This is a genomic window from Ilyobacter polytropus DSM 2926 (assembly GCF_000165505.1).
Classification (GTDB): Bacteria; Fusobacteriota; Fusobacteriia; order Fusobacteriales; family Fusobacteriaceae; genus Ilyobacter; species Ilyobacter polytropus.
On sequence record NC_014632.1, the window covers coordinates 531,855 to 545,108 of the forward strand.

General features: G+C 33.5%; 11 protein-coding genes. 10 read left to right on the forward strand and 1 reads right to left on the reverse strand.

The features are described from left to right. The first annotated feature begins 112 nt into the window (after positions 1-112). From ILYOP_RS02455 to ILYOP_RS02490, 8 genes are all read left to right on the forward strand, one after another. Positions 113-1,261, forward strand: a complete 1,149-nt coding sequence (locus ILYOP_RS02455; protein WP_013386929.1) for an iron-containing alcohol dehydrogenase family protein — start codon at positions 113-115, stop codon at positions 1,259-1,261. A gap of 308 nt (positions 1,262-1,569) precedes the next feature. Then, a complete protein-coding gene (locus ILYOP_RS02460) occupies positions 1,570-2,748 on the forward strand; it encodes a PucR family transcriptional regulator (protein WP_013386930.1) in 1,179 nt (392 codons plus the stop codon). A gap of 129 nt (positions 2,749-2,877) precedes the next feature. Beyond that, the gene (locus ILYOP_RS02465) at positions 2,878-3,609 is read left to right on the forward strand and encodes a GntR family transcriptional regulator (protein WP_013386931.1); all 732 of its coding nucleotides are present in this window, start codon (positions 2,878-2,880) and stop codon (positions 3,607-3,609) included. A gap of 135 nt (positions 3,610-3,744) precedes the next feature. Then, positions 3,745-5,073, forward strand: coding sequence for a 6-phospho-alpha-glucosidase (locus ILYOP_RS02470; protein ID WP_245546507.1), 1,329 nt, complete (start codon positions 3,745-3,747; stop codon positions 5,071-5,073). Between the two features lie 24 nt (positions 5,074-5,097). Then, positions 5,098-6,615: a PTS transporter subunit EIIC gene (locus tag ILYOP_RS02475; RefSeq protein ID WP_013386933.1), complete on the forward strand. Its 1,518-nt coding sequence runs from the start codon at positions 5,098-5,100 to the stop codon at positions 6,613-6,615. Positions 6,616-6,720: 105 nt separating this feature from the next. After that, on the forward strand, positions 6,721-7,875 hold the full coding sequence (locus ILYOP_RS02480) for a glycerate kinase family protein (protein ID WP_013386934.1): 1,155 nt from the start codon (positions 6,721-6,723) through the stop codon (positions 7,873-7,875). A gap of 30 nt (positions 7,876-7,905) precedes the next feature. Continuing rightward, on the forward strand, positions 7,906-8,409 hold the full coding sequence (locus ILYOP_RS02485; RefSeq protein WP_013386935.1) for a PTS sugar transporter subunit IIA: 504 nt from the start codon (positions 7,906-7,908) through the stop codon (positions 8,407-8,409). 426 nt (positions 8,410-8,835) lie between these two features. Beyond that, the gene (locus ILYOP_RS02490) at positions 8,836-10,263 is read left to right on the forward strand and encodes an FGGY-family carbohydrate kinase (protein WP_013386936.1); all 1,428 of its coding nucleotides are present in this window, start codon (positions 8,836-8,838) and stop codon (positions 10,261-10,263) included. Between the two features lie 17 nt (positions 10,264-10,280). Here ILYOP_RS02490 and uvsE read toward each other — a convergent pair whose 3' ends face one another. Then, positions 10,281-11,144, reverse strand: a complete 864-nt coding sequence (gene uvsE / locus ILYOP_RS02495) for a UV DNA damage repair endonuclease UvsE (protein WP_013386937.1) — start codon at positions 11,142-11,144, stop codon at positions 10,281-10,283. 199 nt (positions 11,145-11,343) lie between these two features. Here uvsE and ILYOP_RS02500 point away from each other — a divergent pair, with 199 nt between their 5' ends. Together ILYOP_RS02500 and hydG are read left to right on the forward strand one after the other, a co-directional pair. Further along, entirely contained in the window at positions 11,344-11,586 is a 243-nt protein-coding gene (locus ILYOP_RS02500; protein ID WP_013386938.1) for a TM1266 family iron-only hydrogenase system putative regulator, read from the forward strand. A 250-nt stretch (positions 11,587-11,836) separates the two neighbouring features. Then, positions 11,837-13,252 carry a [FeFe] hydrogenase H-cluster radical SAM maturase HydG gene (gene hydG, locus ILYOP_RS02505; protein ID WP_013386939.1) on the forward strand — a complete coding sequence of 472 codons (1,416 nt, stop codon included), beginning with the start codon at positions 11,837-11,839 and terminating at the stop codon, positions 13,250-13,252. The last annotated feature ends 2 nt before the right edge of the window (positions 13,253-13,254 follow it).

Here is a 13,254-nt window from a genome sequence, read left to right on the forward strand (position 1 = left end):
ATTGAAAAAGGAAAAACCGGGCCTAATTAGGCTCGGTTTTTTACTGGATAATTGTAGTGATAACAGAACAATACAGCCTTCAGGCTATATTTTAATATGTAGGAGGAAAAAGATGAATTTTATTTTTGATATACCAGCAACTGTATTTTTTGGAGATAATAAAATAGTAGAAACAGGTAACTTATTAAAAGGTTTTGGTACAACTAAAACGATGATTGTTTGTGATAAAGCTATGTTAGACTTAGGGTTTGTAGATAAGGTTATTAGTTCGCTTGAAGAAGAAAATATAGAATATGTTATTTTTGATTCGGTTATGCCAAACCCCACAGATGTATTGATGCATGAAGGTGCTAAAATTGCTGAAGAAAAAAATATTAATTCTTTCGTTGCAATTGGTGGTGGAAGTGTTATGGACAGTGCTAAAGCTATTAATATTTTACTTACTAATAAAGGTAAGATAGCTGATTATGAAGGGATAAACAAAGTTGCAATATCTACACTGCCGTTGATTATGATTCCGACAACATCAGGGACTGCCAGTGAAGTGACCTCTGTGAGTGTTGTGACAGACACAAAACGTCACAAGAAAATGGTCATTGCCGGTCAATTTGTTGGTGGGAATATAGCACTATGTGATCCAAGCTTAACTATGAAACTGCCAAAAGGCATAACTGCTTCTACTGGTATGGATGCATTAACTCATGCAATAGAGGCTTATGTTTCCAAATGGGCATCCCCTGTAACAGATGCCATGGCATTAAAATCAATTAAATTGATAATGGAGAGCCTTGAAGAAGCTGTTCTTAAAAGTAGTAAAATATCTAGAGAGAAAATGATGTTAGGGAGTGTTACAGCAGGAATGGCTTTTAACTCTGCATTGTTAGGGTTAGTACATTCTCTGGCTCATCCGCTTAGTGCTCATTATGATATTGCTCATGGGGTAGCCAATGCTATTTTTCTACCTTATGTAGTTGAGTATAATATTGAAACCTTCGGAGATAAACTTAAGCCTTTGGCTGAATCCATGGGTATTGAAATTGGTGGACTTGATGAGAAAACATTGGCTGACTCGGTTGTAAATAAGCTGATAGATTTATCAGAAACCATAAAGATTCCAAAGCTCAAATCATTAAATATTCCAAAAGAAGATTTTAAAATGCTCGCAGAAGAAGCGATGCTTGAAATGAGTACGATGACTAATCCTAAGGAAACAAATGTTGATGATTTGATTATGATAATTGAAAAAGCATACTTGAGATAAAAAGATACAATAATAAGTATGGGAAATTTTATCTTCTATTTTTTAATTGTGCAAAAAATATTTTAGATTACAATTCCCATAGAATAACCCCTAAAAAATAAACTTAAAAAGATCTAGAATCCTAAATATCTATTCTAAATATATTAGGAGTACTCATGAAAACATATTATTAAGATTATATTAAGCTCGTTCAGGACGAATCAGTAGATATAAATATTGATAAAATAATGATATAATAAAATATGAGCTCGGAAGGATTTTGAATATTATATCCTTATAGGATTGTAAGATTAAAAAAAGGGGAAATTATGGCTATAAAATTAAGTGAATTATATAAATCTACTAGCAGAAAAAATATGAAATTAATTGCCGGTAAAAATGGTATTAATAATATTGTTACATGGGCACATATGATTGAAAGTATTGAAACATCAATTTTCTTGGATGGTAAGGAGTTGGCTTTTATAACTGGTATTGCTCTAGAAAAAGTTGATATAGAGGAGAAATTATATGAGCTAGTTGAGCATACTTATAAACATAAGGCCAGCGGCATAGTTATAAATACAGGTCCGTATATTGAAAAAATACCAGAGGATGTTATACAGTTCTGCAATGAAAATAATTTTCCACTTTTTGAAGTTCCATGGCATACTCATTTGGCTAATCTTATGAAAGATTTTTGCTATCAAATAACCCTATCAGATAAAACTACCCTCGAACTGTCAAGTGCTCTAAATAATGCGATCTTTTTTCCAAGCCAACATGAACTCTATATTCCCTACTTAGAAAGCAAAGGTTTTAGAACTATATGGCCATATTGCGTTGTTCTTATAGAAATATTTGAGCGAGACGGAATAACGGCAGTTAATAGTAAAAAGAGAATTAAACTTTTAAGATTCATAGAAAATATTTTGTACTCCTACGAAAGAACTATCATTTATGATGTGGATGCTAAGATTACTCTTGCTTTCGCCAATTATACTCAAGAAGAAATAAAAAATATACTTGATGAAATAAAAAAAAGATGTATGGAAATATTGAAAAAAGATGAAAAAATATATTTATGTGTTGGAGAAAATACTAAAAATATCCAATGTATTGCAAAAAGTGCTCGGCAAGCAATGGATGTATTGAAACTCCAAAGAAAAAAAGAAATTTATGATAAGGTCAGTATGTATAGTGATTTGGGGGCGTACAAACTACTCTTGGCAATAGAAGATAAAGAAATTATTAAAAAATACTTCCGAGAAACCATAGAGGAACTTGTTAAAAATGATGAATTAAAGGGGACAGATTACTTAACAGTATTAGAAAGTTATCTTAGAAATAGCGGAAGCATCAAAGCAGTTTCTGAAGAACTTTTTTATCATAAAAATACCGTGTGCTATAAATTGTCCAAAATTGAGGGTATACTAGGGTGTAATTTATCCTACTTAGATAATAGAATGACATATAGGTTGGCTCTTATGATAATGGATATAATTTAAAAAATATTTTAGAACCTCTGCCGGGAGGTCCTTTTGTAATGTTAATCTATTCAATGATAAGATGTAAAATTCTATATAAAAATTCATTTTTTATGATATGATGTAAAAAAAATAGGCAGGTAATAATTTATGATTGATAGAAATTCAAGAACACCTATATATGTCCAAATAGAAAAATATTTTTTAGAACTAATTCAAGAAAATAAGATAAAAGTCGGAGAGCAGTTTCCATCTGAGACTGTTCTGTCAAAAGAACTTGGTGTAAGCAGAATGACAATAAGACAGGCAATAAATAGTCTTGTTATAAACGGTTATCTCGTTAGAAGTAGGGGGAAAGGTACTTTCGTTAAAGAAAGAGATACTAAAAAAATAGAGTTACCGTTGGATAAACTTCGAAATTTTTCAAAAGAAGTGCAAAAATCTGGTAAAGAACCTGTAAATATAGTTGTGGTCTTTAAGCTGACAGAAGCACCATTAAATATTTCTAAAATTTTAAAGATAGCAGATGGGGAAAAAGTTTTTTATATGGAAAGACTTAGGTGTTTGGGCGATGTACCAGCAGTATTAGAACAGACATATATGCGTAATGATCTTTTTGACGATCTTACAGAGGATGTCATACTTTCTTCTAAATATAAATATATTCAAGAAAAAGGTTATAAGATAAAAGAAAGTAAGAGAGAAATCATGGCCGAAATTCCATTGGAAAATGTAGCAAGTCTTTTAAAATTAAATAGAAATGAGCCTGTTCTCAAGGCTAAATCCATAACTTTTTTAGCCGATGGAACCCCTTTTGAATACTCGGAAATAAGCTATAATCAAAAAAAATATAAGTTCACTTTGATAGCAGAATATGATTAAAAACACACAATGGCTGTTCTAAAAAAAAACTTTATGTTGACAGAATTGTTTTTTTTAACTATACTTGAATTGTCTAGACAATTAGACAACTTGGAAATTTGTTAAATTTGTAATATATTTTTAAAGAGGAGTGAGATGATGGATAAGAGATTTAATATTGTATTAGTCGGTGGAGGATCTACATGGACTCCAGGAATTTTAAAGGCAATTTGTAAAAAACAGAAAGATTTTCCTTTAGCGAGTATAGTATTATATGATGTTGATGAAGAAAGGCAGGAGGTTATTGGAAAGTTTGGAGAAATTCTTTTTAGGGAAGAATATCCAGAAGCAAAATTTATTTATACAACGGATAAAAAGGTAGCTTTTACAGATATGGATTTTGTATTCTGCCAAATGAGGACAGGCGGATATCCAATGAGAGAACTAGATGAAAAGATACCATTAAGTGAGGGTGTTATTGGTCAAGAAACTTGTGGTCCAGGAGGATTTGCATACGGTATGAGATCAATAAGAGATATGATAGAATTAGTTAATGACGTAAGAGAAATGTCTCCAGATGCTTGGATACTAAACTATACAAATCCTGCCGCTATAGTAGCAGATGCTTTAAACAGGGTATTTCCTGATGATAAAAAAATTCTCAACATCTGTGATCAGCCGGTAAATCTTTTGAGGTCATATGGAAGGTTGCTTGATATGGATCCAAGTGAATTTGAACCTGTATATTTTGGACTCAATCACTTTGGATGGTTTACACACCTGTATAATAAGAATGGTGTAGACATGGCACCTAAGTTAAAGGAGATAATTACGACTGGTGGATTTATTCCTGTAGATGCCGAACAGAGAGATCAATCTTGGCTCGATACATATGCAATGGTTAGAGATATGCTGGTAGACTTCCCGGAATATCTACCGAATACTTATCTTCAATATTATTTATATCCTGATTATAAAGCAAATAAGTTAGATCCTAATTATACAAGAGCCAATGAGGTAATGAACGGAAGAGAAAAGAGAGTGTTCCAGGAGTGTAGAGATGCTGTAAATGCCGGAACAACAAAGCTTTCTGATGTAGTTCACAATGATGCTCATGGTGATATGATTGTTGAAGTAGCTGAGGCTATTGCATTTAATAAAAATAAAACATATATTGTTATTATTCAAAATAATGGACTTGTTGAAAATGTTCCTAACGATGCCATGGTAGAAGTAGCTGCGTCACTAGGGATAAATGGTCCCAAACCTTACGGTGTTGGAAAAGTAGATACTTTTTATAAGGCTATGATAGAAAATCAATTTGCATATGAGAGACTAACTGTGGAGGCTTACTTTGAAGGGTCATATAATAAGGCACTGAAAGCACTTACGCTAAACAGAACTGTTGTTGATGCAAAAAAAGGAAGGAAAATATTGGATAAACTTATTGATGCTAATAAGGATTATTGGCCTAAATTAGTGTAGAATAATTTGAAATAGGGGTGAATTATGAAGGATAAGGTTATGAAATATCTGCAGGATTTTGGTAGAAGTTTAATGTTACCAATTGCCCTCTTAGCAGCGGTGGGTATATTGTTTGGATTCACTGCTGCATTGAGTAGGCCGCAAATTAAAGATATGCTGCCCTTCCTTAATGGTGGTGGAGTAGCATATGTGCTTTTCTTGATTAGAACTATGAGTATTAAAATATTTGGTCTAATTCCTGTGCTATTTGCAATTTCTATTTCTTTGGGACTTGCAAAGAAAGAAAAAGAAATAGCTGCACTTGCAGGGTTTGTATGTTATTACACATTAATGTGGAGTTCAAGTTACATGGTAGCATCAAACTATATATCATTTCCAAATTCAGCATTGGGAAGCGCCTTAGGACTAGGTGGAGTTCCTGAAATGGGAGCTGTCGGAGGAATGATAGCAGGTACACTCACTGCTTATATTCACAATAAATATTATAATATTAATCTTCCTGTTGCTATAGCCTTCTTCGGAGGAAAAAGATTTGTGGCAATCGGGGTAATTATTGTGGGATCAATATTAGGTCAAATTCTTCCATTTATCTGGCTACCTATAAGTAATACAATACAATTTGTAGGTATTGGAATATCCAATCTGGGACTTTTTGGAACATTTCTATATGGTTTTTTAGAAAGACTTTTAATTCCTACTGGGTTGCATCATATTTTAAATGGTATATTCAGAACTACAGCTGTAGGTGGAGAACTAAATGGAACTGTTGGAGTATGGAATATCTTCTTTGAGTATTTTGGTAAAGTAGATATAAACGAGTTGAAAGAATATACAAGATTTTTATCTCAGGGAAAAATTCCTTACATGGTATTCGGTCTACCTGCGGCGGCCCTAGCTATGTATAAAACCGCCCCAGAAGGTAAAAAGAAAACCACAGAGGCACTTCTTATAGCAGGAGTTCTTGCTTCTATGACTACAGGAATTACAGAACCTTTAGAGTTTACATTTCTATTTATAGCTCCATTATTATTTGTTTTCCATTCGGTAATGGCTGGTCTATCATTTTTACTAATGGATTTATTCAGTGTAGGAATTGGAAATACTCAAGGTGGTCTTATTGATCTATTGGTATATGGAACTCTGGTACCAGGCTCAAATTGGATATATCCAGTTATAGTTGGTCTGGGTTACTCTGGAATATATTACTTTACCTTTAAATATTATTTCACCAAAAAAGGAATAATTATAGACTCAGGTGTAGAAAGCACGGAAAAATCATCTACAAATATATCCGAAAGCAAAGATGAAAAAACAGCATTAATAATAGATGGTCTCGGTGGAGATTCTAATATAGTGTCGGTGGACAACTGTTTTACTAGACTTAGACTTGAGGTTAAGAATTCAAAAGACATTGACGAAGTGAAACTAAAATCAACTGGTGCAGCAGGAATAAAGATAATTTCTGAGACACAGGTGCAAGTTATATATGGTCCGAAAGTAAATATTATAGCAAGTGGGGTCAAGGATCATTTAGGTTATTAAATTAAAAAGGATAGAGGTGTCTATCCTTTTTAATATTAGATATTTTAAAATTAAAGATTTCTTTGAATAATCTAAGTCTGGTTGTATTTGGGGGTAAGGATTTTAATGAAAGTAGTTATTGCGGTAGATTCCTTTAAGGGAAGCCTTAGTTCATTAGAGCTTGGACAGCTTATAGAAAATGGTATAAAAAAAATATATGAAAATGCAGAGGTAAAAAAAGTCCCTGTGGCAGACGGGGGAGAAGGAACAGTAGATGCCCTTGTAGAGGGAACAAAGGGTCAATTTGTAGATGTAAAAGTACACGACCCTTTTATGAGACTAATAGATGCTAAATATGGAATAATGGGAAATAATGTGGCTGTTATAGAGATGGCAGAGGCATCGGGACTACCCCTTTTAAAACCGGAAGAGAGAGATCTCAGAAAAGCCACAACATATGGTACTGGGGAACTTATAAAAGATGCAATTGAAAAAGGGTGTAGAGAGTTTATTATAGGTATAGGTGGAAGTGCAACAAATGATGCAGGTCTTGGAATGATGCAAGCATTGGGATATAAATTTTTGGATAAAGATGGAGAACTTCTTGGTTACGGCGGCGAGATAATGGGAAAAGTGGCTGAAATAGATTCTAGTGGTACCATGGACGGTCTTAATAAATGCCGGTTTTCTGTAGCCTGTGATGTGGATAATCCTTTTTATGGTCCTAAAGGAGCGGCTCATGTGTATAGCAGGCAAAAGGGTGCCGATGATGAAACGGTGGAATACTTGGACTTATCTCTTCAAAAACTAGCTTTGACTCTTAAGGAAAAAACAGGTAAAGACATATCTGATATACCTGGAGCAGGAGCGGCAGGAGGTCTAGGAGGAGGCTTTGTAGCTTTCCTAGATGGGGAGCTGAAGCCTGGGATAGATATAATCCTTCAGGAGGTAGGACTTGCTGAGAGTATAGAGGGTGCAGACTTTGTAATAACTGGTGAAGGAAGGATAGACTTTCAGTCAGTTATGGGGAAAGCCCCAATGGGCGTATCTAAAATGTCTAGGGACAAAGGAATTCCTGTAATAGCAATAGCAGGATGCGTGGCAGATGATGCAGGAGCCATGCATGATCACGGCTTAGATGCCTTCTTCTCTACTATAAATTACCCTGTTTCTCTTGAAGAAGCAATGAATAAAGAGAGAGCCGGAACTTTTGTAGAAAAAAACGTTGAAGAGATATTTAGATTAATAAAGGTTTGTGAAATAAAATATAAATCGAGATAAAAAAATCAACTTTATTCTTAGGAGGTTAGTATGGGATTATTTAATTTTTTTAAAAAGGAAAAAACAATTGAAGATAATTGGTTTGATATCTATTCACCATTAAATGGTAAGGTTATAAATATTTCCGAAGTTCCTGATGAAGCTTTTGCAAGCAAGATGATAGGAGACGGGTGTGCAATAGAACCATATGAAGGGTCAATATTTTCTCCAGTTGCAGCGGAAATAAATATTTTTGAAACTAATCATGCTGTTAGTTTTGAAGTGGAAAATGAAATTGAAATGATAGTCCATTTTGGAATAGATACTGTTAATCTTAAGGGAAATGGGTTTGAAAGGATTGCTGAATCAGGATTAAAAGTAAAAATAGGAGAAGAGCTTGTTAAATATGATATTGACTTTATAAAAGAAAATGCCAAGTCTGTAAGAACTCCAGTTATCATAAATAATATGGACTTGGTTGAAGAGTTGAAGATTGTGGCCAATGGAGATGTCAAAGTCGGAGATTTGCTGATGAGAGTCAAAATGAAAAAATAGGTATATTCGAAATTAAGTTTAAATAACCTTTTAAATTACCGATAGGGCTCTAATCAGGGCTCTTTTTTTTATCCCGAAGGTGGTAAAATTTGAAGAGTTATAGTACCAGATCTTTTGTCATAGTGAATTATATTTTTGTGGAAACAGAAAAAACAGCATAATAGATAATTTTATTGATTAAAATAAAATATCAATCAAAACTAACTATATGAAAAATTTTTAAAAGTTATTTGAAAAAGTGTTGTCATTATAGATATTTACTACTAAACTTATATAATGAGATAAAAAAGTTGTGGGTACTTTATACAATGTCAATTTTAATAAATACTGGGGTAAAATATTTACGGTTAATAAAAAAATGTTCTGAATATTCAGATCATTACGAGAGGGTTTTTAATATAATTGTAGAACTTAGGAGAAATTATTATGAGTAAGTATATAATAGGCATAGATAATGGTTCACAAAGCACTAAAGTTACTATTTTTGACTTGGAAGGAAATGAAGTTTGCTATGGATCTAAAACTTTAAAAAGCCTCTATACAGCCGAAGGCGGTGTAGCATTACATCCTAATGATGATCTATGGGATAGTGTCCTAGGTGGATTAAAGGACTGTCTAAGTAAATTTACTGGAAATAAAAATTCTATCTTGGCCATAGGACTTTGCACAATAAGGTGTTGTCGTGTACTCCTAAAAAAAGATGGTTCACTAGCCTATCCTGTTTTAAGCTGGATGGACAAAAGGTTGTCTGCACCCTATGTGCATGATAATGATGAGGTGAAATATGTTACAACTACTTCAGGTTACTTAGCTAGCAGAATGACAGGCGAATTCAAAGATACCTGCAGTAATTTAGAAGTTTACTGGCCAATTGACAGAAAAACTCTTGACTGGTCAACAGATGACCAAGTTATAAAAGATAATGGACTAAAGAGAGATCAATTATTTTCTATAATAAAACCGGGCGAGAGCTATGGTTCTTTAAAAACTGAGTTGTGCAGAGAATTTGGTCTGAAAGAGGGAATTCAAGTTGTATCAAGTGGTAATGATAAGGCTGTGGAAGTACTAGGTTCTGGCATCAATGACGATAAATCAATTATGATCTCTTTGGGAACTTTTATATCTTCTATGCTTTTGAGAGAAGATTATTTTGAAGATGCCAAGAGTTTCTTTCCAACATTAGCCTGTGTTCCTTTTAAATATGTCTATGAATCTAAAGGAATAAGAAGGGGAATGTGGACTGTAAGTTGGTATAAAGACCTTCTAGGTGAAGAAGTAATCAAAAAATCTAAAGAATTAGGTGTTTCTGAAGAAGATTATTTAAATCAAATTGGGGAAACAATACCTCCAGGAAGTGATGGGCTGATCACTTTATTAGACTGGCTAAACAATTCAGATTATGAGTTCAGGAAAGGAGTTATGCTAGGTTTTGACCATAGGCATACAAGTGCTCACATATACCGTTCTATTCTAGAGGCCATCTCCTACAACATTAAAAATAATATATATGAGATGCTAGATGAAATAGGAGCTGAGATCGATAATATTACTGTAATCGGTGGAGGCTCTAAGAGTAACTTAATGATGAAGATAATAGCTGATATGTTTGGTTTACCGGTTAAAAGAAACAAAGCAACGAGTTCTGCTTGTCTTGGTGCAGCAATATGTGCTGCCAAATATCTAGGCATATATAAATCCTTTGATGAAGCAATGGAAAAAATGGTTAGAGTCAGTGAAGTCTTTGAACCAGATAAAAATCTTTATAAATTTTATGATGAGATAAATACAAAGGTAATTAAAAATATAAGAAAACATACTGATGAAATTTTGAAGATAACACATTCAGTCTTTTAATCTAGGAGATACTTTATTTAAATTTTTTTAAAAAAATCTACGACTTTTTTTACAGCTTTTTCTTTTCCTTTGGCCTCTATCTCAACGTCGAAAAGGTCAAAGTATTTTCTGAATTTTATTAGATCCTCGGTGGAGATATACTCTGAATGGGATTTATAGCTGTTTTTTTCATCTCCAGCAGGAGAACTTATATGAGCCAGTGGAACTTTGTTTTTAGAAAGGTTCAATATTTTTTCTATATAGTTTTCGAAACTTTGAGAAGATGGCTTTATCCTGTCGTGATGAAAATCCAAACACGGTCTAATGCCGGTCTTCTCACAAATTTCTATGACATCCTCTATACCCACACTATGACAGTTTTCCAATAAAATCTTGGCCTTTAATTTTTTATTTAAAAGCTTGGTGTTTTTGATAAATCTTTCCTTGTAATCTCCCTTTGAACTTCCCACATGGATGATAATATCCTCTACTCCTAAAAGCTCAGATATTTCATAATGGTGATTCAATATTTTAATGGAATTATGAACCACTTCATTATTCTCACTGTTCAATACAGTAAATTGATCTGGATGCATTATTAGTCTTATATTATTATCCTTAGCGAATTTTTTTAAAATCTTAAGTTTTTCTAAAATACTATCAAAATTTTTCCAATTCCAAAATTCATTGTAGGGTATAAGGCTGCTAGAAACCCTAAACATACCTTGCCCGTGGTTTTTTACCCATTTTAAGCATTCTAGGGTGTAGTCTATATTATAAAGTGCTGCCTCACAGGCTTTTTTATCAATTTCAACTTGGCTTAGTTTTTCTAGTGCCTTTATACCTGTAAACCCTTTTTTCATACCTCTTCCTTTTAGCATACAGACTAAACCTATCTTCATATTATCCCCCTTAATTTGACTATGATAAAAGTTGGAATTTGTATAAAAAGTATAACTCAACTATTTCACTTTTCCAAGTATACTTTAGAATTTTATACTTTAGATATGGGAAAAGTTGACTTTTGTGTGTTAGATGTACTATACTGTAACTAGAATCGCTTGTGATAAAATGTACTAAGTTTTACTGCTGAGGTGATAAATGAACGAAAGAATAGCTACACTTTCTGTTTTTATAGAAAAAAAAGAGAGTGTAAAGAAAGTAAATGACATACTGTCAGAATTTTCAGAGCTTATTATCTCAAGGATGGGGATACCCTACCGGGAGAAAAGAGTGTCTGTAATAGTGCTTATATTAGACGGAACCAACGAAGATATGAGTGCACTGTCTGGAAGAATAGGCAATCTTGAAGGAGTATCTGTAAAGACTGCTGTGAAAAAATAAATAAAGATGATATTCCTAATTACAAAGATGAGAAAAGATGATTCTGAGTAAAAGGGAAGGTTGAATCTGAAAAAAGTACTATATTTTATATAGGTTTATTGAATTTTTATTGGGAGAATTATAATCTCTAAAAATACTTTAAAATCTTTATAAAAAACTTTTTAAATGATTTTAAAGGCCTTCCTAAATTTAGGAAGGCCTATTTTTATTTCTTTTAGATTACTTAAATAATGTAAATTAGGGGGCATAAATGAAGAAAACATGGAAAGATGAAGTGGAAGAAAAAAGTTTTATAAACGGAGAGCTCATAGAAACCCTTTTGGAAAAGAATAACAATCCCTCAGATTCTGAGTTTGACCTTGTTATGGAAAAGGCAAAGAGACAGGAAAGACTCTCTATAGATGATGTATCAATACTTTTAAACAGTGACCAGGAAGATAGGGTAAATAAAATATTTTCCCTGGCAAAAGATATAAAGGAAAGAGTTTATGGAAACAGGGTTGTACTTTTTGCCCCCCTATACATAGGAAACAAATGTACTAACTCATGTACATACTGCGGATTCAAGGTGACCAATGACATAATGAGAAAAAGTCTGTCCCTTGATGAGGTGCAGCACGAGGTAGAGGCATTGGTAGACGAGGGTCATAAAAGAGTAATCATGGTTTATGGAACTCACCCTGACTATCCTGCAGAGTATATAAAAGATACTGTAAAAAAGGCATATACAGTAAAAAAAGGTAAGGGAGAGATAAGAAGGGTAAATATAAATGCCTCTCCTATGGACGAGGAAGATTATAAAATAGTAAAAGAGGCTGGAATAGGAACTTATCAGATATTCCAGGAAACCTACCATGAGGAGACTTATAAGAAGGTACATCCTAGGGGAGAAAAATCCAACTTCAAATGGAGACTTTTCGGTCTTTCAAGGGCTATGAAGGCTGGAATCGATGATGTAGGTATAGGGGCCTTATTCGGTCTTTACAAATGGAAGTTCGAAGTTATGGGACTAATGCAGCATGTAGAACATCTAGAAAGTAATTTTGGTGTGGGACCTCATACTATTTCATTTCCGAGACTGAATGAAGCAACTGGGTCTAAAAAAGATCCTGAGTTTATTGTGGGAGATATGGAACTAAAGAGGATAATAGCCATCTTGAGACTTGCAGTACCTTATACAGGACTTATCCTTACTGCCAGAGAAAATGCAGAACTAAGAAGAGAATGCATGACCCTTGGTGTGTCACAGATAGATGCAGGAACACAGATAGAGCTTCAAGGATACAGTAAAAAGAAAGAGGAGCAGGATCTTTCTAAAGAGCAGTTTAAAATAGGAGATACAAGATCTTTAGATGAAGTTATGGGAGAACTTATGTCTAGTGGATTTACTCCTTCATTCTGTACAGCCTGCTATCGTCTAGGAAGAACAGGTGAACACTTTATGGAGTTTTCAAAACCAGGCTTCATACATCATTTCTGTACTCCTAATGCTATACTGACCTTGGCAGAGTATTTGGAGGATTATGCAGGAGAAGAAACAAAGGCTGTGGGATACAGCCTTATATTTGAGCAGATAGAAAAAAGTGAACTTTTACCTGAGGTAAAAGAAACTCTGAAACTAAAGCTTGAAAAAGTAAAAAAAGGTGAAAGGGATCTTTATTATTAATT